At 72.7% G+C, this 23909-nt stretch carries 22 protein-coding genes; 11 read left to right on the top strand and 11 right to left on the bottom strand.

Going from position 1 to position 23909, the window contains the following annotated elements:
* Positions 1–232 precede the first annotated feature (232 nt).
* From ACWD1Z_RS18820 to ACWD1Z_RS18810, 3 genes are all read left to right on the top strand, one after another.
* Positions 233–1156: an LLM class F420-dependent oxidoreductase gene (locus ACWD1Z_RS18820; protein WP_451119938.1), complete on the top strand. Its 924-nt coding sequence runs from the start codon at positions 233–235 to the stop codon at positions 1154–1156.
* Between the two features lie 143 nt (positions 1157–1299).
* A complete protein-coding gene (locus tag ACWD1Z_RS18815; RefSeq protein ID WP_451119936.1) occupies positions 1300–2760 on the top strand; it encodes a 3' terminal RNA ribose 2'-O-methyltransferase Hen1 in 1461 nt (486 codons plus the stop codon).
* Positions 2757–5294 carry a polynucleotide kinase-phosphatase gene (locus tag ACWD1Z_RS18810; protein WP_451119934.1) on the top strand — a complete coding sequence of 846 codons (2538 nt, stop codon included), beginning with the start codon at positions 2757–2759 and terminating at the stop codon, positions 5292–5294. Before ACWD1Z_RS18815 ends, ACWD1Z_RS18810 begins: the two co-directional genes overlap by 4 nt.
* A 9-nt stretch (positions 5295–5303) precedes the next feature.
* Here ACWD1Z_RS18810 and ACWD1Z_RS18805 read toward each other — a convergent pair whose 3' ends face one another.
* Complete coding sequence (locus tag ACWD1Z_RS18805) at positions 5304–6197, bottom strand: hypothetical protein (protein WP_451119932.1); 894 nt, start codon at positions 6195–6197, stop codon at positions 5304–5306.
* Entirely contained in the window at positions 6194–7264 is a 1071-nt protein-coding gene (locus ACWD1Z_RS18800) for an SPFH domain-containing protein (protein WP_451119930.1), read from the bottom strand. Before ACWD1Z_RS18800 ends, ACWD1Z_RS18805 begins: the two co-directional genes overlap by 4 nt.
* Before the next feature lie 128 nt (positions 7265–7392).
* Here ACWD1Z_RS18800 and ACWD1Z_RS18795 point away from each other — a divergent pair, with 128 nt between their 5' ends.
* Together ACWD1Z_RS18795 and argF are read left to right on the top strand one after the other, a co-directional pair.
* Positions 7393–8616 (top strand): arginine deiminase, encoded by a 1224-nt coding sequence (locus ACWD1Z_RS18795; RefSeq protein WP_451119928.1) that lies wholly within the window; start codon positions 7393–7395, stop codon positions 8614–8616.
* Between the two features lie 79 nt (positions 8617–8695).
* Positions 8696–9706, top strand: a complete 1011-nt coding sequence (gene argF, locus ACWD1Z_RS18790; RefSeq protein ID WP_451119926.1) for an ornithine carbamoyltransferase — start codon at positions 8696–8698, stop codon at positions 9704–9706.
* 7 nt (positions 9707–9713) lie between these two features.
* Here argF and ACWD1Z_RS18785 read toward each other — a convergent pair whose 3' ends face one another.
* On the bottom strand, positions 9714–10166 hold the full coding sequence (locus ACWD1Z_RS18785) for an ATP-binding protein (protein WP_451119924.1): 453 nt from the start codon (positions 10164–10166) through the stop codon (positions 9714–9716).
* Positions 10167–10459: 293 nt separating this feature from the next.
* Here ACWD1Z_RS18785 and ACWD1Z_RS18780 point away from each other — a divergent pair, with 293 nt between their 5' ends.
* Both ACWD1Z_RS18780 and ACWD1Z_RS18775 read left to right on the top strand, forming a co-directional pair.
* On the top strand, positions 10460–11287 hold the full coding sequence (locus tag ACWD1Z_RS18780) for an enoyl-CoA hydratase family protein (protein ID WP_451119923.1): 828 nt from the start codon (positions 10460–10462) through the stop codon (positions 11285–11287).
* A 27-nt stretch (positions 11288–11314) separates the two neighbouring features.
* Positions 11315–13636 carry a bifunctional salicylyl-CoA 5-hydroxylase/oxidoreductase gene (locus ACWD1Z_RS18775; protein ID WP_451120032.1) on the top strand — a complete coding sequence of 774 codons (2322 nt, stop codon included), beginning with the start codon at positions 11315–11317 and terminating at the stop codon, positions 13634–13636.
* Positions 13637–13667: 31 nt separating this feature from the next.
* Here the strand turns inward: ACWD1Z_RS18775 and ACWD1Z_RS18770 are convergent, their stop codons facing one another.
* The 5 genes from ACWD1Z_RS18770 to ACWD1Z_RS18750 form a co-directional block, all read right to left on the bottom strand.
* On the bottom strand, positions 13668–14873 hold the full coding sequence (locus ACWD1Z_RS18770; RefSeq protein WP_451119921.1) for a sulfate adenylyltransferase subunit 1: 1206 nt from the start codon (positions 14871–14873) through the stop codon (positions 13668–13670).
* Positions 14874–14875: 2 nt separating this feature from the next.
* Positions 14876–15775 (bottom strand): sulfate adenylyltransferase subunit CysD, encoded by a 900-nt coding sequence (cysD, locus tag ACWD1Z_RS18765; RefSeq protein ID WP_451119919.1) that lies wholly within the window; start codon positions 15773–15775, stop codon positions 14876–14878.
* On the bottom strand, positions 15772–16323 hold the full coding sequence (gene cysC / locus ACWD1Z_RS18760; protein ID WP_451119917.1) for an adenylyl-sulfate kinase: 552 nt from the start codon (positions 16321–16323) through the stop codon (positions 15772–15774). The genes cysD and cysC overlap by 4 nt, the downstream gene beginning before the upstream one ends.
* 116 nt (positions 16324–16439) lie before the next feature.
* Positions 16440–17252, bottom strand: coding sequence for a PaaX family transcriptional regulator (locus ACWD1Z_RS18755; protein ID WP_451119916.1), 813 nt, complete (start codon positions 17250–17252; stop codon positions 16440–16442).
* Positions 17253–17267: 15 nt separating this feature from the next.
* Positions 17268–18872 (bottom strand): AMP-binding protein, encoded by a 1605-nt coding sequence (locus ACWD1Z_RS18750; protein ID WP_451119914.1) that lies wholly within the window; start codon positions 18870–18872, stop codon positions 17268–17270.
* A gap of 154 nt (positions 18873–19026) precedes the next feature.
* On the opposite strand from ACWD1Z_RS18750, the gene ACWD1Z_RS18745 reads away from it, so the two are divergent.
* Together ACWD1Z_RS18745 and ACWD1Z_RS18740 are read left to right on the top strand one after the other, a co-directional pair.
* Positions 19027–20157, top strand: a complete 1131-nt coding sequence (locus ACWD1Z_RS18745) for an acyl-CoA dehydrogenase family protein (RefSeq protein WP_451119913.1) — start codon at positions 19027–19029, stop codon at positions 20155–20157.
* Complete coding sequence (locus ACWD1Z_RS18740) at positions 20154–20552, top strand: RidA family protein (protein WP_451119911.1); 399 nt, start codon at positions 20154–20156, stop codon at positions 20550–20552. The genes ACWD1Z_RS18745 and ACWD1Z_RS18740 overlap by 4 nt, the downstream gene beginning before the upstream one ends.
* An 8-nt stretch (positions 20553–20560) precedes the next feature.
* Here the strand turns inward: ACWD1Z_RS18740 and ACWD1Z_RS18735 are convergent, their stop codons facing one another.
* Positions 20561–20755 carry a DUF5999 family protein gene (locus tag ACWD1Z_RS18735; RefSeq protein WP_451119909.1) on the bottom strand — a complete coding sequence of 65 codons (195 nt, stop codon included), beginning with the start codon at positions 20753–20755 and terminating at the stop codon, positions 20561–20563.
* Between the two features lie 226 nt (positions 20756–20981).
* Between ACWD1Z_RS18735 and ACWD1Z_RS18730 the strand changes: the two genes are divergently transcribed.
* Entirely contained in the window at positions 20982–21404 is a 423-nt protein-coding gene (locus ACWD1Z_RS18730) for a DUF6299 family protein (RefSeq protein WP_451119908.1), read from the top strand.
* 72 nt (positions 21405–21476) lie between these two features.
* Here the strand turns inward: ACWD1Z_RS18730 and ACWD1Z_RS18725 are convergent, their stop codons facing one another.
* Positions 21477–22106, bottom strand: a complete 630-nt coding sequence (locus tag ACWD1Z_RS18725) for a DUF305 domain-containing protein (RefSeq protein ID WP_451119906.1) — start codon at positions 22104–22106, stop codon at positions 21477–21479.
* Positions 22107–22183: 77 nt separating this feature from the next.
* Positions 22184–22585, bottom strand: coding sequence for a DUF6153 family protein (locus tag ACWD1Z_RS18720; RefSeq protein ID WP_451119904.1), 402 nt, complete (start codon positions 22583–22585; stop codon positions 22184–22186).
* 235 nt (positions 22586–22820) lie between these two features.
* On the opposite strand from ACWD1Z_RS18720, the gene ACWD1Z_RS18715 reads away from it, so the two are divergent.
* On the top strand, positions 22821–23876 hold the full coding sequence (locus tag ACWD1Z_RS18715) for a beta family protein (protein ID WP_451119902.1): 1056 nt from the start codon (positions 22821–22823) through the stop codon (positions 23874–23876).
* The last annotated feature ends 33 nt before the right edge of the window (positions 23877–23909 follow it).

Genomic DNA, 23909 nt, shown 5'->3' with positions numbered 1-23909 from the left:
CGGCCCCCGGCCCCGGGTTGCGGAGACCGATGCGGGTGTCGCCCGGCGGCGAACAGGCCGGTGCGGGAGCCGGGCGGTCCGGTTCCGCCCGAGCCAACGATCACCACCGAACCGGGTCACTGGCCCGGCCCCGCCCCGGGCCACGCCGTTGACGTTTTTCACCCGACCGTGGGGGAGCGCGGCCCGTGGGACCGCCGGGGTTGACCACCGCCCCACCATGCAGGATGGAGGCATGGATCTGCGCATCTTCACCGAGCCCCAGCAGGGGGCCACCTACGACACCTTGCTCACCGTGGCGAAGGCCACCGAGGACCTGGGATTCGATGCCTTCTTCCGGTCCGACCACTATCTGAGCATGGGCTCCGGGGACGGCCTGCCCGGCCCCACCGACGCCTGGATCACCCTCGCCGGACTCGCCCGCGAGACCAAGCGCGTCCGCCTCGGCACCCTCATGACCGCGGGCACCTTCCGGCTGCCCGGCGTGCTCGCCATCCAGGTCGCACAGGTCGACCAGATGTCGGGCGGCCGGATCGAACTCGGCCTCGGCGCCGGCTGGTTCGAGGAGGAGCACAAGGCGTACGGCATCCCCTTCCCCAAGGAGAAGTTCGGGCGCCTGGAGGAGCAGCTGGCGATCGTCACCGGTCTGTGGGCCACCGAGACCGGCGACACCTTCGACTTCCACGGCACCTATTACGACCTCACCGGCTCGCCCGCGCTGCCCAAGCCCGCCCAGGCGAGGATCCCGGTGCTGATCGGCGGCCACGGCGCCAGCCGCACCCCGCGCCTGGCGGGCCGGTACGCGGACGAGTTCAACATGCCCTTCGGCAGCATCGAGGACAGCGTCCGGCAGTTCGGCCGGGTCCGGGCCGCCGCCGAGGCGGCCGGCCGCCCCGCCGACGCGCTCACCTACTCCAACACCCTGGTGGTCTGCGTCGGCAAGGACGACGCGGAGGTCGCCCGCCGGGCCGCCGCCATCGGCCGTGAGGTGGACGAACTCAAGGCCAACGGCCTGGCAGGCTCCCCGGCCGAGGTCGTCGACAAGATCGGCCGCTACGCCGAGACCGGTTCCAGCCGGATCTACCTCCAGCTCCTCGACCTCTCCGACCTCGACCACCTGGAACTCATCTCCTCCCAGGTGCAGTCACAGCTCCCGTAGCACCGCGGGAATAACCAAAGGCGCCGGTCGGGCCCGGTGTGCGAAGGTGTGACCGTCGTCCTGAAGGCCCCCAGGATCACCCTCCCGGGGGCCTTCGTGCGTACGGCGGCGCATCCGTCCACCGAGCCTCAAAGGCCCTGCCCATGTTCCTGACGATCAGTACCACCGGCACCCCGCGGCGCCCCGCCACCGACCTCGGCTACCTGCTGCACAAGCATCCCGAGAAGGCGCAGGCGTTCTCCACGTCCTACGGCACGGCCCACGTCCTCTACCCCGAGGCGGACGCCGAGCGCTGCACGGCGGCGCTGCTGCTGGAGGTCGACGCGGTGGCACTGGTCCGGCGCGGCAAGGGCAAGGGCCGCGGCGGCGCCCCCGACGCGGCGCTCGCGCAGTACGTCAACGACCGCCCCTACGCCGCCTCCTCGCTGCTCGCGGTGGCCCTGAGCGGGGTGTTCTCCAGCGCGATGAAGGGCGCCTGCGCGGCCAGGCCGGACCTCCCGGGACAGGCCCGCCCGCTGCGCGTCGAGGTGCCCGCGCTGCCCGCCCGCGGCGGCCCGGACCTGGTGCGGCGACTGTTCGAGCCGCTCGGCTGGACGGTCACCGCCGAACCGGTGGCCCTGGACGAGCGGTTCCCGGAGTGGGGCGATTCGCGCTACGTCCGGCTCGTCCTGGAGTCGGATGCGCTCACCCTCGCCGAGGCGCTGCGCCACCTGTACGTCCTGCTGCCCGTCCTGGACGACGCCAAGCACTACTGGGTCGCGCCGGACGAGGTCGACAAGCTGCTGCGCGCCGGCGAGGGCTGGCTGCCGGAGCACCCCGAGCAGAAGCTGATCACCAGCCGCTATCTCTCCCGCCGCTGGTCGCTGACCCGCCAGGCCATGGAGCGTCTTGAACTGGTGCGGCTCGCCGAGGCCGACGACAGCGAGGTCGAGGACATCGACAACGCCGTGGCGGCCGACGCGGAGGAAGAGGAGCGCCCCACCCCGCTCGCCGTGCGGCGCCGGGACGCGATCCTCGCCGCGCTGCGGGAGTCCGGTGCCGCCCGCGTCCTCGACCTCGGCTGCGGCCAGGGCCAGTTGGTGCAGGCGCTGCTCAAGGACGTCCGCTTCACCGAGATCGTCGGCACCGATGTCTCGATGCGGGCGCTGACCATCGCCGCCCGCCGCCTCAAGCTGGACCGCATGGGCGAGCGGCAGGCGTCCCGGGTGAAGCTCTTCCAGGGCTCGCTCGCCTACACCGACAACCGGCTCAAGGGCTACGACGCCGCCGTGCTCAGCGAGGTCATCGAGCACCTCGACCTGCCGCGGCTGCCCGCCCTGGAGTACGCGGTCTTCGGCGCCGCCCGCCCGCGGACGGTCCTGGTGACCACCCCGAACGTCGAGTACAACGTCCGCTGGGAGTCCCTCCCGGCCGGACACGTCCGGCACGGCGACCACCGCTTCGAATGGACCCGCGAGGAGTTCCGCGCCTGGGCGCGGAAGGTCGCCGAACGACACGGCTACGCCGTGGAGTTCACCCCCGTGGGACCCGACGACCCCGAGGTGGGTCCGCCCACCCAGATGGCCGTCTTCCGGCTGACCGACAAGGAGGCGAAGGCCGCATGACCGAGAACCAGGGACGCACCCTGCCCGTCACCGACCTCTCCCTCGTGGTGCTCGTCGGCGCCTCCGGCTCCGGCAAGTCCACCTTCGCGCGCAGGCACTTCAAGCCCACCGAGGTGATCTCCTCGGACTTCTGCCGCGGCCTGGTCGCCGACGACGAGAACGACCAGAGCGTCAGCAAGGACGCCTTCGACGTCCTGCACTACATCGCGGGCAAGCGCCTCGCGGCCGGCCGCCGTACGGTCGTCGACGCCACCAGCGTCCAGCAGGACTCCCGGCGTCAGCTGATCGAACTGGCCAGGCGGTACGACGTCCTGCCGACCGCCATCGTGCTGGACGTGCCGGAGGAGGTGTGCGCCGAGCGCAACGCGGCCCGCACCGACCGCGCCGACATGCCCCGCCGGGTGATCCAGCGACACATCCGCGAACTGCGGCGCTCCATAAGGCAGTTGGAGCGCGAGGGCTTCCGCAGGGTGCACGTCCTGCGCGGAGTCGAGGAGGTGGAGCGGGCCACCGTCGTCACCGAGAAGCGCTACAACGACCTGACCCACCTCACCGGCCCCTTCGACATCATCGGTGACATCCACGGCTGCTCCGCCGAACTGGAGTCGCTGCTCGGCAAGCTCGGTTACGCCGACGGCGTCCACCCGGACGGCCGGACCGCCGTCTTCGTCGGCGACCTCGTCGACCGCGGCCCGGACAGCCCGGGTGTGCTGCGCCGGGTGATGTCGATGGTGAAGTCGGGCCACGCGCTGTGCGTGCCGGGCAACCACGAGAACAAGTTCGGCCGCCACCTCAAGGGCCGCACGGTCCAGCACACCCACGGACTCGCCGAGACCATCGAGCAGATGGAGGGGCAGAGCGAGGAGTTCCTGCGCGAGGTGCGGGAGTTCATCGACGGCCTGGTCAGCCACTACGTCCTCGACGGCGGCAAGCTGGTCGTCTGCCACGCCGGTCTGCCGGAGAAGTACCACGGCCGCACCTCGGGCCGGGTCCGCTCGCACGCCCTGTACGGCGACACCACCGGCGAGACCGACGAGTTCGGGCTGCCGGTGCGCTACCCGTGGGCCGAGGACTACCGGGGCCGGGCGGCCGTGGTGTACGGCCACACCCCCGTCCCGGAGGCCACCTGGCTCAACAACACCATCTGCCTGGACACCGGCGCCGTCTTCGGCGGCAAGCTGACCGCGCTGCGCTGGCCGGAGCGGGAACTGGTCGACGTACCCGCCGAGCGGGTCTGGTACGAACCGGCCAGGCCGCTGCGCACGGAGGCGCCCGGCGGTCACGACGGGCGGCCGCTGGACCTGGCGGACGTGCACGGGCGCCGGGCCGTGGAGACGCGGCACGCGGGACGGGTCGCCGTCCGGGAGGAGAACGCGGCGGCGGCCCTGGAGGTGATGAGCCGCTTCGCGATCGACCCGCGGCTGCTGCCGTACCTCCCGCCGACCATGGCGCCGACGGCGACCTCGCAGGTGGACGGGTACCTGGAGCACCCGCAGGAGGCGTTCGCGCAGTACCGGGAGGACGGGGTCGAGCGGGTCGTGTGCGAGGAGAAGCACATGGGCTCACGTGCCGTGGTCCTGGTGTGCCGGGACGCGGACGCGGCGCGCGGGCGGTTCGGGGTCGACGGGCCGACCGGGTCGCTGTACACGCGGACCGGGCGCCCCTTCTTCGACGACGAGTCGGTGACGGAGACGATCCTCGGCCACCTGCGCGCGGCCGTCGGCGAGGCCGGACTGTGGGACGAACTCGCCACCGACTGGCTGCTGCTGGACGCCGAGCTGATGCCCTGGTCGCTGAAGGCGTCCGGGCTGCTGCGCTCGCAGTACGCGGCCGTGGGCGCCGCCTCCGGGGCGGTGTTCCCGGGTGCGCTCGCCGCGCTGGAGGGCGCCGCCGCGCGGGGCGTCGACGTGTCGGGGCTGCTGGCACGCCAGCGCGAACGGGCCGCGGACGCCTCCGCGTTCACCGAGGCATACCGCCGCTACTGCTGGCCCACCGAGGGCCTGGACGGCGTCCGCCTGGCGCCGTTCCAGATCCTGGCGGTCCAGGGCCGCAGCCTCGCCGCGCTCCCGCACGACGAACAGCTCGCGCTGCTGGACCGGCTGGTGGAGCACGACAGCACGGGCCTGCTGCGGACGACGCGTCGCCTCCACGTCGACACGACCGACCCGGAGTCGGTGCGGGCGGGCGTCGACTGGTGGCTGGAGATGACCGGACGCGGCGGCGAGGGCATGGTCGTCAAACCGGCCGGCGCCCTGGTGCGCAGCCCGCAGGGCCGGCTGGTGCAGCCCGGCATCAAGTGCCGCGGCCGCGAGTACCTGCGAATCATCTACGGCCCCGAGTACACGCGCCCGGACAACCTGACCCGGCTGCGCCGGCGCTTCCTCAACCACAAGCGCTCGCTCGCGATCCGGGAGTACGCGCTCGGTCTGGAGGCCCTGGACCGGCTGGCCGGGGGCGAGCCGCTGTGGCGGGTGCACGAGGCGGTGTTCGGGGTGCTGGCGCTGGAGTCGGAGCCGGTCGACCCGCGGCTGTGACCGGCAGCTCTACCCCGCGAGCCGCAGCCGCTCCCGGCACACGCCGATCCGGACCGACTGGCCCCAGGTCAGTTCCAGGGCGTCGCTCTCCATGCCGTCCCCGAAGGCGACCAGGCGTTCGGACTCGACGGTGAGGGTCAGCCGGGCCGGGCCGGCCAGCTCACCGGCCACCAGGGACGTCCCGGTGGCCGGTGAGGGCCAGGCCTCGCGGACGAACCACAGCAGCCGTTCCTCCGCCGGGGAGGGCAGCCGCGGCCGTCCTCCCCGGTCCTGCCACACCGACCGGAGCCATCCGGTCGCCCCCGTCCCGGTGCCGATCAGCACCCCGGACGAGGCCTGGGCCTCGACGACACCCCCGTCGTCCTCCAGGCCCAGGCGGTACCGCGCCGTCTGGTGTCCGGCGGCGCCCAGATAGATCTCGTTCAGCGCGACCAGGCGCTGGGTGTCGTCGGCGACGGCCTCGACCATGGTCAGCTCGTCCACGGCCGAGGTGCCGGCCGACGCCAGCAGCCTCGCCGCGTCGCCGGGCCGGTGCCGTACCAGGACACCCGGATTGCGTCCGGGTTCGGCGTCGATGCCGATCACCGGTTGCCCCGAGAGGTACTTGGCGACGTTCGCCACCAGTCCGTCCTGGCCGACCACGACCACCACGTCCTGCGGCGCGAACAGGAAGCGGTCCACGTCGGCCCGCTCGACCCGTGCCTGCCGCCAGGTCAGCGGGATCGCCGCGACCACCTCGGCGAGCGCCCGGCGGGTACGGCGGTGCCGGGCCGCGACCTCCTCGATGTCCCGGCCGCGGGAGCGCAGGAAGTAGGCGGCCTGGCCGTGGGTGCCGTGCCGGGCCACCAGCTCCTCGTACTCCGTGGTGCGGTGGACCAGCACGGCCCGGGGCGCGAGACTCACGTCCGCTCCCCGTCGCCGAGCCGGGCGAGCAGTCCGGTGAGCACGTCCGGCGAGACGGTGACGCTGTCGATGCGGGGCAGGTTCTCGGCGAGCCGGGTGCCGGTGAGGGCGTGCAGGACGGTGACGTCCACCTCGGCGTGCACCCGCAGCCAGGCGGCCTGGGCCGCGGCCTTCGCGTCACCGACCTCCCGGGTGCCCTCGGCCTCGGCGCGGGCGAGCCGTACGGAACGCGCGGCTTCGGCCTCCGCGAGCCGTTCGGTGCGCCGCGCCTCGGCGTCGGCCAGCCGCACCGAGCGAGCCGCCTCCGCCTCGGCCCGTACCGCGTCGGCCGCAGCGGCCTCCTCCGCCTCCCGGCGCGCGTTGGTGCCCCGCTGCTCGACCAACTGCTCCTCGCGGCGGGCGAGTTCGATCTGGCTGGCCAGCTCGTTCTCGGCGATCGCGCGTTCCCGCTCGACGGCCACCGCCCGGCGCTCGTAGCCGGCCCGGTCGGCCTCCTGCTGGATCAGCTCGCGCGCCGGGGTCCGCAGCGCCCGCTCCACCTCCGGTTCCGGGCGCAGCGCCACCACGCGCACGGCGACGATCTCGATGCCGGTGGCGGGCAGCCGCGGTTCGGCGCCGAGCCCGGCGGCGACCCGTTCGCGCACCGCGCTCACCCCGTCCACCAGGGCCGCCGCGAGGGGCGTACGGGCGAGGACGGCGAGGGCGTGCTGCTGGGCCGTCTCGGTGAGCAGGGTGCCGAGCTGTTCCAGCGGAGCGCCGCGCCAGGCCCCGGTGTCGGGGTCGACCGAGAAGTCCAGGCGGGCCGAGGCGAGGGCCGGGTCGCTGATGCGGTAGGTGACCGTCGCCTGCACGGCCACGTCCTGGAAGTCGGCCGTACGGGCGTGGAACGTCATCGCCAGTTCCCGGTCGTCGACCGGCACTTCGGAGATCGCCGCGCTGAGCGGCCGGAACCAGAAGCTGATCCCGGGTCCGTCGTGCGCCAGGCGGCCCGAGCGGTGGTGCCGGATGTGCGCCGTCGGCGCCCCGCGCAGGTGGCGCCAGCCGAGGCGCCGGGTGATGTCGGCCATGGAGTGACCCCCTCACTGGTTTTCGTCATGACGACGATAAGCGGAGAGCCCGTTTATCGTCAAGGGGACGAGAATCGGAAGTGGTCAAGGAGGGGGTGAATGGCGCCCCCGGTGGTCAGGATGGAGTCATGGGATTCCATGTCGACTCCGAGGCCGGGCGGCTCAGCCGCGTCATCCTGCACCGGCCGGATCTCGAGCTCAAAAGGCTCACCCCCAGCAACAAGGACGCGCTGCTCTTCGACGACGTGCTCTGGGTGCGCCGGGCGCGCGCCGAGCACGACGGCTTCGCCGACGTCCTGCGCGACCGCGGGGTCACCGTCCACCTCTTCGGCGACCTGCTCACCGAGGCCCTGGCCATCCCGGCGGCCCGCACCCTCGTCCTGGACCGCGTCTTCGACGAGAAGGAGTACGGCGTCCTCGCCACCGACCATCTGCGCGCCGCCTTCGAGAACCTGCCCGCCCCCGAGCTGGCCGAGGCCCTCGTCGGCGGCATGACCAAGCGCGAGTACCTGGACGCCCACCCGGAGCCGGTCTCCGTGCGCTTCCACGCCATGGAGCTCGACGACTTCCTCCTCGCGCCCCTGCCCAACCACCTCTTCACCCGCGACACCTCCGCCTGGATCTACGACGGCGTCTCCGTCAACGCCATGCGCTGGCCGGCCCGTCAGCGCGAGACCGTGCACTTCGAGGCGATCTACCGGCACCACCCGCTGTTCCGCGCGGAGACGTTCCCCTTCTGGTCCGAGGGGCAGGCCGACTACCCGTCCACCATCGAGGGCGGCGACGTCCTGGTGATCGGCAACGGCGCCGTGCTGATCGGCATGAGCGAGCGCACCACCCCGCAGGCCGTGGAGATGCTGGCGCACAAGCTGTTCGCCGCGGGTTCCGCCCAGTCGATCGTGGCCCTCGACATGCCCAAGCGGCGTGCCTTCATGCACCTCGACACGGTGATGACGATGGTCGACGGCGACACCTTCACCCAGTACGCCGGGCTCGGCATGCTCCGCTCGTACACCATCGAGCCGGGCGTCGACGGCAAGGAGCTGAAGGTCACCGACCATCCGCCGGAGCACATGCACCGCGCCATCGCCGCCGCCCTCGGGCTGAGCGAGATCCGGGTCCTGACCGCGACCCAGGACGTGCACGCGGCCGAGCGGGAGCAGTGGGACGACGGCTGCAACGTCCTCGCGGTCGAGCCGGGCGTCGTCGTGGCCTACGAGCGGAACTCCACCACCAACACGCATCTGCGCAAGCAGGGCATCGAGGTCATCGAGATCCCGGGCAGCGAACTGGGCCGGGGGAGGGGCGGCCCGCGCTGCATGAGCTGCCCGGTGGAGCGAGGGGCTGTCTAGCCGGAGCGGCCCTGTATATAAATGTGGAACATCGTATAGAGTTCCAGGGTCATTGTTCACGTATCTCTGGAGCGCCCCCATGGCGACAGTCCCGACCGCCCTCGCCGGCCGCCACTTCCTCAAGGAGCTCGACTTCACCGGGGAGGAGTTCCGCGGTCTGATCGAGCTGGCCGCCGAGCTGAAGGCGGCCAAGAAGGCCGGGACCGAGCCGCGGTACCTGCGGGGCAGGAACATCGCGCTGATCTTCGAGAAGACGTCCACCCGCACCCGCTGCGCCTTCGAGGTCGCCGCCGCCGACCAGGGCGCCTCGACGACGTACCTGGACCCCTCCGGTTCGCAGATCGGGCACAAGGAGTCGGTCAAGGACACCGCGCGGGTGCTCGGGCGGATGTTCGACGCCATCGAGTACCGCGGGGACAGCCAGGAGAAGGTCGAGGAGCTGGCCGCGCACGCCGGGGTGCCGGTCTACAACGGCCTCACCGACGACTGGCACCCCACCCAGATGCTCGCCGACGTCCTCACCATGCTGGAGCACACCCCGAAGACCCTGGACGACGGCATCGCCTTCGCCTACCTCGGCGACGCCCGCTTCAACATGGGCAACAGCTATCTGATCACCGGCGCGCTGCTCGGCATGGACGTGCGGATCGTCGCGCCCAAGGCGTACTGGCCGCACGAGGACATCGTCGCCGAGGCGCGCCGGCTCGCCGAGACAAGCGGGGCGGCCGTCCTGCTCACCGAGTCCGTGACGGAGGGCGTCCTGGGCGCCGACTTCGTCGCCACGGACGTCTGGGTGTCGATGGGCGAGCCCAAGGACGTCTGGGCCGAGCGGATCAAGGCGCTGGTCCCGTACGCCGTCACGATGGACGTGCTGCGGGCCACCGGCAACCCGGACGTGAAGTTCCTGCACTGCCTCCCCGCCTTCCACGACCTGGGCACGAAGGTCGGCCGGGAGGTCTTCGAGGCCCACGGCCTGGACTCCCTGGAAGTCACCGACGAGGTCTTCGAGTCGCCGCACTCGGTGGTCTTCGACGAGGCGGAGAACCGTATGCACACGATCAAGGCGGTCCTGGTCGCCACGCTGGCCTGAGCCGGGGCTAGGCGGGCCGCCGCTGCGCCGGTATCGCCGGCAGCCGGAACCACACGGCCTTCCCCGACGACGTCGGCCGATGACCGCACGACGAGCTCAGCGTGCGGATCAGCAGCAGCCCCCGGCCGTGCTCCTGCCAGGGATCCGGCTCCCCCTCGCAGGGGCGGGTGAGGTTCCCCGGCGGCGCCGGGTCCGGGTCGTGCACCTCGACCTGGCAGCCGCCCGGCAGCAGCTGCACCACCAGCTCTATCGGCCCCTCGCCCGCCGTGTGCTCCACGGCGTTGGCCACCAGCTCCGCGGTCAGCAGCTCCGCGGTGTCGCTGTCGGCGGAATGCTCCAGCTCGGCCAGGGCGGTGCGGATCAGGGCGCGCGCGACCGGCACCGCCGCGGTGGTGTGCGGCAGCGCGATGCGCCAGGAGGCGGAGGCGGGGAGGCGATCGTGCACGGCGGATCCGTTCATCAAGCAGGCTGTCCTGCTCTCGACCAGAGAAATGGTACGGGGCCCCCGCCGGAGGTGTCCGGCGGGCACCGCCCGGGGCCTTCCACCCCGGTGACCAGCGGCCTACCCAGGTGAACGGCGCGCCTCGCGCCGTTGCTCCCGTCGTTACCGGGGCGTCGACGACCCGTGACACCCGGGTCGCCGCCGTGACGTATCGCGCCATCCTGACGACAGTCACGGATGGGTGATAACTTCGTCGGGTAGACCTCAGTGGAACAGCGCCGCCCGCAGTCCGCCCGAGGAGGCCGCCCGCCATGAGTCCCTTCACCGGCTCCGCCGCCCGGACCGAGCGCTGGCGCCATCTGCGGGTGGACCTCACCGACGGCGTCGCCACCGTCACCCTCGCCCGCCCCGAGAAGCTCAACGCCCTTACCTTCGGCGCCTACGCCGACCTGCGCGACCTCCTCGCCGAGCTGTCCCGGGAGCGGGCGGTACGGGCCCTGGTGCTGGCCGGGGAGGGGCCCGGCTTCTGCTCCGGCGGGGACGTGGACGAGATCATCGGCGAGACGCTGTCCATGGACACGGCCCAGCTGCTGGACTTCAACCGGATGACCGGCCAGGTGGTGCGGGCGGTCCGCGAGTGCCCGTTCCCGGTGATCGCGGCGATCCACGGCGTGGCGGCGGGCGCGGGCGCGGTGCTGGCCCTGGCCTGCGACTTCCGCGTCGCCGACCCCTCGGCCCGCTTCGCGTTCCTGTTCACCCGGGTCGGCCTGTCCGGCGGCGACATGGGAGCGGCGTACCTGCTGCCCAGGGTCGTCGGCCTCGGCCACGCCACCCGCCTGCTGATGCTGGGCGACCCGGTACGGGCGCCGGAGGCCGAACGCATCGGCCTGATCAGCGAACTGACCGAGGAGGGCCGGGCGGACGAGGCGGCACGGTCCCTGGCCCGCCGCCTGTCCGAGGGCCCGGCCCTGGCGTACGCCCAGACCAAGGCGCTCCTGACGGCGGAACTCGACATGCCCCTGGCGGCAGCGGTGGAACTGGACGCCTCGACCCAGGCCCTGCTGATGACGGGCGAGGACTACGCGGAGTTCCACAAGGCTTTCCAGCAAAAGCGCCCCCCGAAGTGGAAGGGGCGGTAAGTGATCCGGCCTCAAGGGGCGCGGGGAATCGCGCGACCGGCCCCCACGAACCCGCAGTCGCCGCCCCCCACCAGCCACCCCCTCCAGGTGGCGATCATCGGCGGCGGCCCCGGCGGCCTCTACGCCGCCGCCCTCCTCAAACGCCTCGACCCCACCCGCGAGATCACCGTCTGGGAACGCAACGCCCCCGACGACACCTTCGGCTTCGGCGTGGTCCTCTCCGACGAAACCCTGGGCGGCGTAGAACACGCCGACCCCGAGGTCTACGCGGCCCTGCGACAGGACTTCATCCGCTGGGACGACATCGACATCGTCCACGGCGACTCCCGCCACACCTCCGGAGGACACGGTTTCGCCGCCCTCGGCCGCAAACGCCTCCTGCAGATCCTGCACGACCGCTGCCGCGCCCTCGGCGTGGAACTCCGCTTCGCCTCCGAGGCCCCCGGTCCCGCCCGGCTGGCGGAGACCCACGACCTGGTCATCGCCGCCGACGGTGTGCACAGCACCACCCGTCAGGTCTACGCCCATGTGTTCCGCCCCCATGTGGCCACCCACCACTGCCGTTACATCTGGCTGGCCACCGACTTCGCCTTCGACGCCTTCCGCTTCGACATCGCCGGGACCGAACACGGCGTGATGCAGCTGCACGGCTACCCCTATGCCCCCGACGCCTCCACCGTCATCATCGAGATGCGCGAGGAGGTGTGGCGCGCCGCCGGCTTCGACGGACCCGACCCGCAGGAGTCCATCGACAGCTGCGCCAAGATCTTCGCGGAAGCCCTGCGCGGCCGCCCCCTGCACTCCAACAAGTCCGCGTGGACGACCTTCCGCACGGTCGTCAACGAACGCTGGTCGCACGAGAACATCGTGCTGCTGGGCGACGCCGCGCACACGGCCCACTTCTCCATCGGCTCGGGCACGAAGCTGGCGGTGGAGGACGCCCTCGCACTCGCCGCGTGCCTCCAGGAACAGCCCGGCATCCCCAGCGCGCTCAGCGCCTACGAGGAGGAGCGCAAACCCGTCGTCGCCTCCACCCAGCGCGCCGCCCGCGCCAGCCTGGAGTGGTTCGAGGACATCGCCCGCTACCTCGGCCAGCCCTCGCGCCAGTTCGCGTTCAACCTGCTCACCCGCAGCCGCCGGGTCACCCACGACAACCTCCGCCTGCGCGACGCCCGCTTCACGGCATCGGTGGAACGCGCCTTCGGCTGCCCGCCCGGTACGCCGCCGATGTTCACCCCGTTCCGGCTGCGCGGGCTGACCCTGCGCAACCGGATCGTCGTCTCACCGATGGACATGTACTCGGCCGTGGACGGACTCCCCGGCGACTTCCACCTGGTCCACCTGGGCGCCCGGGCCCTCGGCGGGGCCGGCCTGGTGATGACCGAGATGGTGTGCATCAGCCCCGAGGGCCGGATCACCCCCGGCTGCACCGGCCTCTACAACGGCAAGCAGGCCGAGGCATGGCGCCGGATCACCGACTTCGTGCACACCCGGGCGCCCGGCACCGCGATCGGCGTGCAGCTCGGCCACAGCGGGCGCAAGGGCTCGACCCGGCTGATGTGGGAGGGCATCGACGAGCCGCTGCCCGACGGCAACTGGCCGCTGGTGGCCGCCTCCGCGCTCCCGTACAAGCCCGGGAGCCAGACCCCGCGCGAGCTCTCCCGCGCCCAGCTCACCGATCTGCGCGAGCAGTTCACGGCGGCGGCCTGGCGTGCCGCCCGCGCGGGCTTCGACCTCCTCGAACTCCACTGCGCGCACGGCTATCTGCTCTCCGGCTTCCTCTCCCCGCTCACCAACCGCCGCACCGACGCCTACGGCGGCTCCCTGGACAAGCGGCTGCGCTTCCCGCTGGAGGTCTTCGACGCGGTCCGGGGCGTATGGCCGCAGGAACGGCCCATGACCGTCCGCATCTCCGCCACGGACTGGGCCGAGGGCGGCACCGGTGCCGAGGACGCCGTCGAGATCGCCCGCGCCTTCGCCGCGCACGGTGCCGACGCGATCGACGTGTCGACCGGGCAGGTGGTGGCCGAGGAGCAACCGGAGTTCGGGCGCTCGTACCAGACGCCGTACGCGGACCGCATCCGCAACAGCACCGGCGTCCCGGTGATCGCGGTGGGCGCGATCTCCTCCTGGGACGACGTCAACTCCCTGCTCCTGGCGGGCCGCGCCGACCTGTGCGCCCTGGCCCGCCCCCACCTCTACGACCCCAACTGGACGCTGCACGCGGCGGCGGAGCAGTCGTACGAGGGGCCGGGCGTGGTCTGGCCGGTCCAGTACCGGGCGGGCAGCCGCCGCCCCCGGACGGGCCGCGCGGACGCCCCCAAGCCCCGCCTGACGCTGGGGACATGAGGGCGTACGTCCTAGTTGTAAGGCAGGCGCTCTACAGCTCGGCCATGCCCGCGGTCAGCGTCGCCCCGTCCGCCGGGTCGATCACGATGAACGCCCCCGTGCGCCGCGAGACCCGGTAGTCGTCCAGCGCCAGCGGCTCCGCGGTGCGCAGCACGATCCGGCCGAGGTCGTTCGCCCTCAGCTCCGCCGCACCCCCCAGCTCCTGGACGATCGCCTGCACCGTCCGCGAGGTGTGCCGGACCAGGACCCGGTCACCGACCCGCAGCGGACGGTCGGCCAGATGACACACCGCCGCCCGGACCTGCCGGGTCAGCGCCGGCACATCGACCCCCGCGGTGATCAGGTCACCGCGCGACACGTCCCGCTGATCGGCCAGCCGTACGCTGATCGACTGCGGCGCGCACGCCACCTCCCGCGCGGACCCGAGCACGTCGATACCGGTGATCTCCGAGGTCGCGCCGGACGGGTGCACGGTGACCCGGTCGCCGACGCGCAGCGCCCCGGACGCCAACTGGCCCGCGTAGTGCCGCGCTTCGCCGTCCCGGATGACGTACTGCACCGGGAAGCGGACCGGCGCGTCCGCGGCCTCGGCGCCGACCGGAACCTGTTCCAGGAACTCCAGCAGGGCCGGGCCCCGGTACCAGTCCATGTGCGCCGAGCGCTGCACCACGTTGTCACCGGCGAGCGCCGACACCGGGATCGGCGTGAAGCCGGGCAGCCCGGACTCGGCGGCGTGACCCGCGAAGTCCTCGACGATCCGCTCGAACACCTCCTCCTCGTATCCGACCAGGTCCATCTTGTTGACGGCGAGGACGACCTGCGGAACCCGGAGCAGCGCGGCCACGGCGGCATGCCGGCGGGTCTGCTCGACGACGCCGTTGCGGGCGTCGACCAGGATGATGGCCAGCTCGGCCGTGGAGGCGCCGGTGACCATGTTCCGGGTGTACTGCACGTGGCCGGGGGTGTCGGCGAGGATGAACCGCCTGCGCGGGGTGGCGAAGTAGCGGTACGCCACGTCGATGGTGATGCCCTGCTCCCGCTCGGCGCGCAGGCCGTCGGTGAGCAGCGCGAGGTCGGGGGTGTCCTGTCCGCGGTTGCGGGAGGCGTGCTCGACGGCCTCCAGCTGGTCGGCCAGCACCGACTTGGAGTCGTGCAGCAGCCGTCCGACGAGGGTGGACTTGCCGTCGTCCACGGAACCGGCCGTGGCGAACCGCAGGGTGTCGATGGTGGTGCTCATGGCTAGAAGTACCCCTCGCGCTTGCGGTCTTCCATCGCGGCCTCGGACGTCTTGTCGTCGGCGCGGGTCGCGCCCCGCTCGGTGAGCCGGGAGGCGGCGATCTCGGCGATCACCTTCTCGATGGTGTCGGCGTCGGAGTCCACCGCGCCCGTGCAGGACATGTCACCGACGGTCCGGTAGCGCACGAGCCGCTTCTCGACGGTCTCGCCGTCCTTCGGGCCGCCCCACTCGCCCGCCGTCAGCCACATGCCGCCCCGCGCGAACACCTCACGGCGATGGGCGTAGTAGATCTCCGGCAGCTCGATGCCCTCGCGGGCGATGTACTGCCACACGTCCAGCTCGGTCCAGTTGGACAGCGGGAACACCCGGACGTGTTCGCCGGGGGCGTGCCGGCCGTTGTAGAGGTTCCACAGCTCGGGCCGCTGGCGGCGCGGGTCCCACTGCGAGAACTCGTCGCGCAGCGAGAACACCCGCTCCTTGGCGCGGGCCTTCTCCTCGTCGCGGCGCCCGCCGCCCAAGACCGCGTCGAACCTCTCCGCCTGGATCTTCTCGGTCAGCGGCAGCGTCTGCAGCGGATTCCGCGTCCCGTCGGCACGTTCGCGCAGCACACCCCGGTCGAGGTAGTCCTGTACGGAGGCCACATGGAGCCGCAGCCCATGGGCCGCCACCACCCGGTCCCGGTAGTCGAGGACCTCGGGGAAGTTGTGCCCGGTGTCGACGTGCAGCAGCGAGAACGGCACCGGCGCCGGCGCGAACGCCTTCAGCGCCAGGTGCAGCATGACGATCGAGTCCTTGCCGCCGGAGAACAGGATCACCGGCCGCTCGAACTCACCCGCCACCTCCCGGAAGATGTGCACCGCCTCGGACTCCAGCGCGTCCAGGTGGGAAAGACCGGACCTCACACCAGCCCCCGCTCCGCCAGCACCGCGTGCACGGCGTCCGCGGACTCGCGCGGGCTCTGCTCCTGCGTCCGCAGCACCAGCGCCGGGTCCACCGGCGGCTCGTACGGATCGTCGACGCCGGTGAGACCGGACAGCTCGCCCGCGGCCTGCCGGGCGTAGAGCCCCTTCACGTCCCGCTCGCTGCACACCTCCACCGGAGTGGCGACATGGATCTCGACGTACGGCGTCCCGCTCGCCTCGTGGCGCCGGCGCACCGCCTCGCGGCTGTCGGCGTACGGGGCGATGACGGGGACGACGCAGAGCACGCCGTTGCGGGCCAGCACCTCCGCGACCAGGCCGATGCGCTGCACGTTGGTGGCCCGGTCCTCCTTGGAGAAGCCCAGGCCCGCGGAGAGGAAGCGGCGTATCTCGTCGCCGTCGAGGACCTCCACGCGATGTCCCTCGGCCCTGAGCCGGTCGCCCAGCAGCCGGGCGATCGTCGTCTTGCCCGCGCTCGGCAGCCCGGTGAGCCAGATCGTGGCTCCCCGAGCCCTTGCCGTGGTGGTCATGCGCAACAGTCCTTTTCCTTACCGGGCATGCAACTCGCCGCACGCTAGGCAAGGAATCTGAGAACAGCGACGGAAGAGCCTGAGGGTTCTCTGAGTGACCGAGGGCATGGCCGGTGTCACAGCCCGGCGAAGACGGCCCCCGCGTCCCTCAGCCGCGCGTGCAGCGCACGGAACACCTCCGCCGACCGCACCCCGGGCCAGTCCTCGGGCAGCAGCCGGGCGGGCAGCCCGGGATCGACGTACGGCAGATGACGCCAGGAGTCCAGGGCGAGGAGATAGTCGCGGTACGCCTCCTCGGGCGGGGTGTCCAAGCGCTGCTCCCAGGCGTGCAGCACGCGCGCGTGGCGGTCGAGGAACGCCTCGTGCTCCTTGGCGACGGCCGCCAGGTCCCACCAGCGGGTGACCGCCTGGACGGTGGGCGTGAAGCCGAGGTGCTCACCGCGGAAGAAGTCGACGTACGCCTCCAGGCGCAGCCGCGCCAGGGTGTGCCGGGTCTCCTCGTACAGCCGCGCGGGCGCGATCCACACGCCGGGGGCGGCGCTGCCGAAGCCGAGGCCCGCCAGCCGGGAACGCAGCACGTGCCGCTTCTGGCGCTCCGACTCCGGTACGGAGAAGACCGCCAGGACCCAGCCCTCCTCGTCGGGCGGCGCGGTGGCGTACACGCGCCGGTCGCCGTCGTCGAGCAACTGGCGCGCGTCCGGGGAGAGTTCGTAACCGGCCGCGCCCTCGGCGGTACGGGCGGGGACGAGCAGCCCGCGCCGTTTGAGGCGGGACACCGACGAGCGCACCGAGGGAGCGTCCACGCCCACCGCGGCCAGCAGCCGGATCAGTTCGGCGACGGGCACCGGGCCGGGCACGAAGCGGCCGTAGGCGCCGTAGAGCGTGACGATCAAAGACCGTGGTGCATGCTGGTCGGACACGTTGATCATCTTAGGTCGTCGGTATCACTGCCGGTCACCCGCGGCGTCGGCCGCGAGACGCAGCCTGAACCGCTGGAGCTTGCCGGTCGCCGTGCGCGGCAGGGCGTCCAGGAAGACGATCTCGCGCGGGCACTTGTACGGCGCGAGTTCCGCCTTGACGAAGGCGCGCAGCCTGGCCGCGTCCCGGGGCGCACCCGGCCTGAGCACCGCGAACGCCATCACGACCTGTCCGCGCGCGGCGTCCGGCCGGCCCACCACCGCCGTCTCCAGCACGTCCGGGTGGCGCAGCAGCGCCTCCTCGACCTCCGGGCCCGCGATGTTGTACCCGGCCGAGATGATCATGTCGTCCGCGCGGGCGACGTAACGGAAGTAGCCGTCACTCTCCCGGACGTAGGTGTCGCCGGTGATGTTCCAGCCGTGCCGTACGTACTCGCGCTGGCGGGGGTCGGCGAGATAGTGGCAGCCGACCGGCCCGCGCACCGCGAGCAGTCCCGGCTCCCCGTCGGGCTTCTCCCGGCCGTCGGCGTCCACCACGCGCGCCTGCCAGCCGGGCACCGGCAGCCCGGTGGTGCCGGGCCTGATGTGCTCGTCGGCGGCGGCGACGAAGATGTGCAGCAGTTCGGTGGCGCCGATGCCGTTGATGATGCGCAGCCCGGTCCGCTCGTGCCAGGCCCGCCAGGTGGCGGCGGGCAGGTTCTCGCCGGCCGAGACGCAGCGGCGCAGGCTGGAGACGTCGTGCCCGTCCAGTTCGTCCAGCATCACGCGGTAGGCGGTCGGCGCGGTGAACAGCACCGTCACCCGGTGCTCGGCGACGGCGGACAGCAACTGCCGGGGGCCGGCCTGTTCGAGCAGCAGCGCGCTCGCCCCGGCCCGCAGCGGGAAGACCACGAGCCCGCCGAGCCCGAAGGTGAAGCCGAGCGGGGGACTGCCGGTGAAGACATCGCCCGCACGGGGCTGGAGCACGTACTTGGAGAAGGTGTCCGCCGTCGCCAGCACATCCCGGTGGAAGTGCATGCAGCCCTTGGGCCGCCCGGTGGTGCCGGAGGTGAAGGCGATCAGCGCCACGTCGTCGCAGGCGGTGTCCACGGGGGTGTACGGGGTGGGCGGCGCCGGCCGCTTCAGCAGGTCGTCCGGGGCGTCACCGCCGTACGTGGCGATCCGCAGCCCGGGTATCTCCGCCTTGGCGAGGTCGTCGACGGCCCGGATGTCGCACAGCGCGTGGCTCACCTCGGCCATCTCGCACATCGTGCGCAGTTCCTGCGGGCGCTGCTGGGCCAGGACGGTCACGGCGACCGCGCCCGCCTTCAGCACCGCGAGCCAGCAGGCCGCGAGCCAGGGGCTGGTGGGGCCGCGCAGCAGCACCCGGTTGCCCGGCACGACCCCGAGGTCGCCGGTCAGCAGATGCGCGAGGCGGTCGACCCGGGCCCGCAGCTCGCCGTAGGTCCAGCTGGGACCGCCGGGGGTGTGGAACGCCGGACGGTCGTCCGGGGGGCCGTGCAGCAGCTCGGCGGCGCAGTTCAGCCGTTCGGGGTAACGCAGCTCGGGCAGATCGAAGGTGAGCTCGGGCCACTGGTCAGGCGGCGGGAGATGGTCGCGCGCGAAGGTGTCGAGATGCGCCGAGACGTTCATGGCGGTGCGCCCCCTTGCCTGGTGGGCTCCCTGGTTGCCTGGTGGGCTCGCTCGAGGAGCGTATCGCGTTGGTGACGGCAGTCAACTGCGCGCGATACCGTCGGGGGAGTGGCCCCGCGGTCCCGTCGACCGGCCGCGGGCGGAGAGGACGGCGATGTCCGCATTCTCACTCGAACCGGAACAGACCGCCTGGTGTGCCGAACTGCGCCTGCTGGCCGCGAAGCGCCTGCGCCCGCTCGCCGAGAAGGGCGAACCCGGCCAGGTCAACCGCCCGCTCGTCGCCGCACTGGGCAGCCTCGGCCTGCTGCCCCGCCTGTTCACCTCCGGCGCCCTTGAGCTGTGCCTGATGCGCGAGTCCCTGGCCTACGCGTGCACGGAGGCGGAGACGGCGCTCGCCCTCCAGGGCCTGGGCGCCCACCCCGTCCACGCCCACGGCACCCCGGCCCAGCGCGAGCACTGGCTGCCGAGGGTCGGCGCGGGCACGGCGGTGGCCGCGTTCGCGCTCAGCGAGCCGGGTGCGGGCTCGGACGCGGCGGCCCTGTCCCTCACCGCCCACCCCGACGGCCCGTCCGCCTGGCGCCTCACCGGCGAGAAGTGCTGGATCTCCAACGCCCCCGACGCCGACTTCTACACGGTGTTCGCCCGCACCACCCCGGGCGCGGGATCCCGGGGCGTGACCGCGTTCCTGGTACCGGCCGACCGCCCGGGCCTGACCGGCGCCCCCCTCGACATGCTCTCCCCGCACCCCATCGGGACGCTGGCCTTCGACGCGGTCCCGGTGACGGCCGACGACCTCCTGGGCGAACCCGACCGGGGCTTCCGGGTGGCGATGGGCACCCTGAACCTCTTCCGGCCCAGCGTCGGCGCCTTCGCGGTCGGCATGGCACAGGCGGCCCTGGACGCGACGCTCGCCCACACCGCCCGACGGGACGCGTTCGGCGGCACGTTGAGCGACCTCCAGACGGTCGCCCACCAGGTCGCCGAGCTGGCCCTGCGCACCGAGGCGGCCCGCTTGATGGTGTACGCGGCGGCCACCGCGTACGACGAAGGCGCCCCGGACGTCCCGAGGCGCGCCGCGATGGCGAAGCTGCTGGCGACCGAGACGGCGCAGTACGTGGTCGACCGGGCCGTCCAGCTGCACGGCGCCCGGGCCCTGCGCCGGGGCCACCTCCTGGAGCACCTGTACCGCGAGGTCCGGGCCCCGCGGATCTACGAGGGCGCCAGCGAGGTGCAACGCGGCATCATCGCCAAGGAGTTGTACGCCGACCTGGAGGCCCGAGCATGACAGCGCGACGAGTCGACCCGCCCGAGCTGTCCCCGCCCACGGGGTTCACCCACGCGGTGGTGGCGACGGGCTCACGGCTGGTGTTCCTGGCGGGCCAGACAGCCCTGGACGCCGACGGCAGGATCGAGGGCGACACGCTCCCGGAGCAGTTCGAGAAGGCGCTGGGCAACCTGCTGACGGCCCTGCGCGCGGCGGGCGGCACCCCGGCGGACCTGGCCCGGGTCACGGTGTACGCCACGGACATCGAGACCTACCGCGGGCACGCCCGTGAACTGGGCCTGACCTGGCGGCGACTGGCGGGCCGGGACTACCCGGCGATGGCCGTGGTGGAGGTCGTGCGCCTGTGGGACCGGCAGGCGCTGGTGGAACTGGACGGCTTCGCGGTGCTCCCGTAGCGAACCGGTCAGGCGGCCACCACCAGCCGGCCCACCGGCACACGCTGAGGCAACACGACCCGCCCGTCCGGCAGCAGCTCGCCGGAGTCGTCGAAGACGATGGTGCCGTCGCACAGCAGGCTCCACCCCTGCTCGGGATGGGCGGCGACGACGAGCGGAGCATGCGAACCGGTCACGGAACACGACGTCTGGTGAGCACTCATGGTGCGCCTCCCCATGGGTCGGACACTTCCTATGGGTAGACCATCCTCCCGGCGTGCACTCATCGCCACGGGCCGGCCGCAAGCGTGACACCACCGGGACAACTCCCGGACGGTCCGGGGACGCCCGGCGCGGACTCGCCACCGAAGGGGTGACGATCACGCGCGTGGGCGTGCGCGCCCGGTACTGGTGGAGGCCCTCGAACTCCGCTCACCGGAAGGTCTTCCCATGCCCGTACGCGCCGCCCTCGGCACCGCCGCAGCTTCCACCCTGCTCCTGCTCACGGCCCCCGCCGCGCCCGCCGCCCCCGGCGAGACGGTGACCGTCGACCCGACCGGCACCATCGCCGCCGACGGCACGGTCACCCTCTCCGGCACCTACCGCTGCACCGGCGGCACGGGCCCGGTCTTCGTCAGCTCCTCCGTGGGCAATCCCTCGTCGGGTCTGCGCCACGGCATCGGCGGCACCCGCGCGGTCTGCGACGGCGTGGAGCGCCGCTGGCAGAACACGGGCAAGCCGTCCCGCAGTTCGCTCGAAGCGGGTCCGGCCCGCGTGGAGGCGACCGTCATGGAGCTGGACGCCAAGGGCGGCCTGCCGCTGCCCGTCTTCCACGCGGCCCACCAGCAGGACGTGACCCTCGTCGCGAACTGACCCCGCCAACCGCGTACGACTCGGGCCGGACTCCGCGGTCGGTGAACGCCGCCGCGGAGTCCGGCCTCCGCGCTACGAGAGCCGGTCGACGACGGTCTGGAGCTGTTCGACCTCCGCGGACTGGCTCTTGACGACCGCCGCCGCCATCTTCCGGGCGTCGGGGTTCTCGCCGTTCTTCCGCTCGTCCTCGGCCATGGCGATCGCGCCGTTGTGGTGCTCGATCATCATCTCGGCGAAGGCCCGGTCGAACTCGGTGCCCTTCAGGGCCTTCAGCTCCGCCATGTCCGCGCCGGACATCATGCCGTCACCGCCGTGGCCCGACCCGTGGTCCATGCCGGGCGCGGAAGGATCCGCGGTCGGCTGCTTCCAGGACTCCAGCCAGCCCTTCATCGTCGTGATCTCCGGGCCCTGGGCCCGCTCGATCCGCCCCGCGAGTTCCTTGACCTCCGCGTCGGAGGCCCGGCCGTCGGCCAGCTCCGCCATCTCCAGGGCCTGTTCGTGGTGCGGGATCATCATCCGGGCGAACGCGACGTCCGCGTCGTTGAAGGCGCCGGCCGCGGTCCCGGCGGGCCGCGACGCCGGCTCCGACGCCGAGCCGCCGTGCTCCATGCCGTCCATGCCGTCGCCCCCGCAGGCCGCGAGGAACAGGGCGCCGGTGGCGACGAGGCCCGCCGCGGCGAGGCGGCGCTTGATTGCAGTCATGGGTGATCTCACCTTGCGTTGTCGTTCCGTTCGTGGGCATGCCGAGTCACGGGCTCGCGCCCGTGGCAGGGGTCGGCCTATTGCCGCAGAACGGACAGCTGGGTGAGATCAGGGCCGCGCGGCGGAGGACGGGGCCGCCCCACGGCGGCGACCTGGGCGAGGAGCCGGGCCGCCCGGTCCCGGGCACGGGCGCTCGCCGCCCTCAGCAAGGCGGCGAGCACCAAGGCGCCGAAGAGCACCGCGACACACAGCGACATCAGGTCCATCGGCACGGCGGGCTCGTGCGTGGACGACCCGTCCGGCACCTCCGCCGCCGGATGGTCCATGGGCGCCGCGTGGGAGGACGCCCGCATCCCGGAATGGGAGGAGTCCTCGGGGTGCCCCAGGGTGTGCATCACGAACACCCCGAGCGCGAGCACGACGACGAGCAGCAGCCGCCCGAGGGCGCTCCCCGCTCGTCCGTACCCGCTTGCCCGCACGGCCCGAGCCTACGTGCTCAGATGTCCCGGGGCACTGACCTGTGTGAATGGGCTTTCGGTTGTTTCACGCCCGTGCCTGCTGATGCAGTCGGGCGTCCCAGGAACATGTCACCCGCCGCTGCGCTCTTGCCCACATCGGCCATGCGGGCCGGAATCGCCCTCTTTTCAACTGCTCCGAGATGAACGGACCCTGGCGGGAAGGGATGCGCACGGACGGTGTCGAGGGGGAGCCGCGATGTCCGGACCGCTCTATGTTCCCGTTCTGCCCACGAAGCCGCACGCGGCCGGGGCCTTCCGGCGGCTCTGGCCGGACGTCCGGGCCGCGGTCAGGCCACTGTGGAACCTGCCGCCGTTGCCAGCGGTGGCCCCGGAGACGCTGGCCGTGGTGGTCGGCAAGTACGTCGATCCGGTGAGTGCCGTGAGCCGTCACGGCGGATGGATCGACGCTCCCTTCGGGGAGGATGCCCAGACCGCCGCCCTCGCCGAAGCCTTGGCCGTGTACTGCGAGTTGGGGCGGCTGCGGCCGGTCACCGGGCCCGAGAGGAGCCAGGCGCAGCAGGCTGCGGCCGTGGAGACGGCCCGACGGTGCCTGCGCGGCCTGGGTGTGCGGGTGCGGGTCTCGGGGGAGTGGGACGGCCGCCTCGGGGAAGGCGTCAGGGGCCTGCTGGCGCTGACCGGTCCGGAGGTGCCGTTGGATCTGCTGCTCGACATGGGCGCGGTCCTCGACGACCGGCCCGACGCGGGCAAGGAGGCGCTGCGCGCCCTCGACGCGCTGATGCCCTTGGCGGTCTGGCGGACCGCCGCCCTGCTCGGAGGCGGCATTCCGCGGATCACCGCCGACATGTCGGAGGAGGGATCGTGCGAGGCGTCGCGGGCGGAGTGGCGCATGTGGCACGAGGTGCGCGCGGCGGGCCGGGCCTATGCCCCGCTGCTCGGCTACGGCGACTTCGGGGTGCAGCCCCCCGGCGCCCTCGCACAGGCCCCGGCGCCCGGGAGAAAGGGCGGCCCGCCCTGGGGTGTGCTCCGCTACACGACCGCCAGTACGTACCTCTTCGTCAAGACGCTGACCCGAGGCCCCGACCGGATCGCCGTCAACCGTGCCGCGGCCCGCCGGATCACCGAACTGCCCGAGTTCCGGGGAGCAGGAGCCGGGCCGGGTGAGGAGTGGCTGAGTGACTGTGCGAACGGCCCGCTCACGAGCAGTGAGGGTGTGGGCGGGCCCACGGAGTGGCTGAGGGCGGGAAACCTCCAGCACATGACGTACGTCGTACGGAGCCTGTCCCACGGTTGAGCGGGCCGTCGGCCAGGTTCCGAGGAGCCTGGC

It is taken from the genome of Streptomyces sp. NPDC002784 (assembly GCF_053592135.1).
Note: the sequence above shows the minus strand (reverse complement) of the source record. Positions and strands in the feature narration are given on the sequence as shown.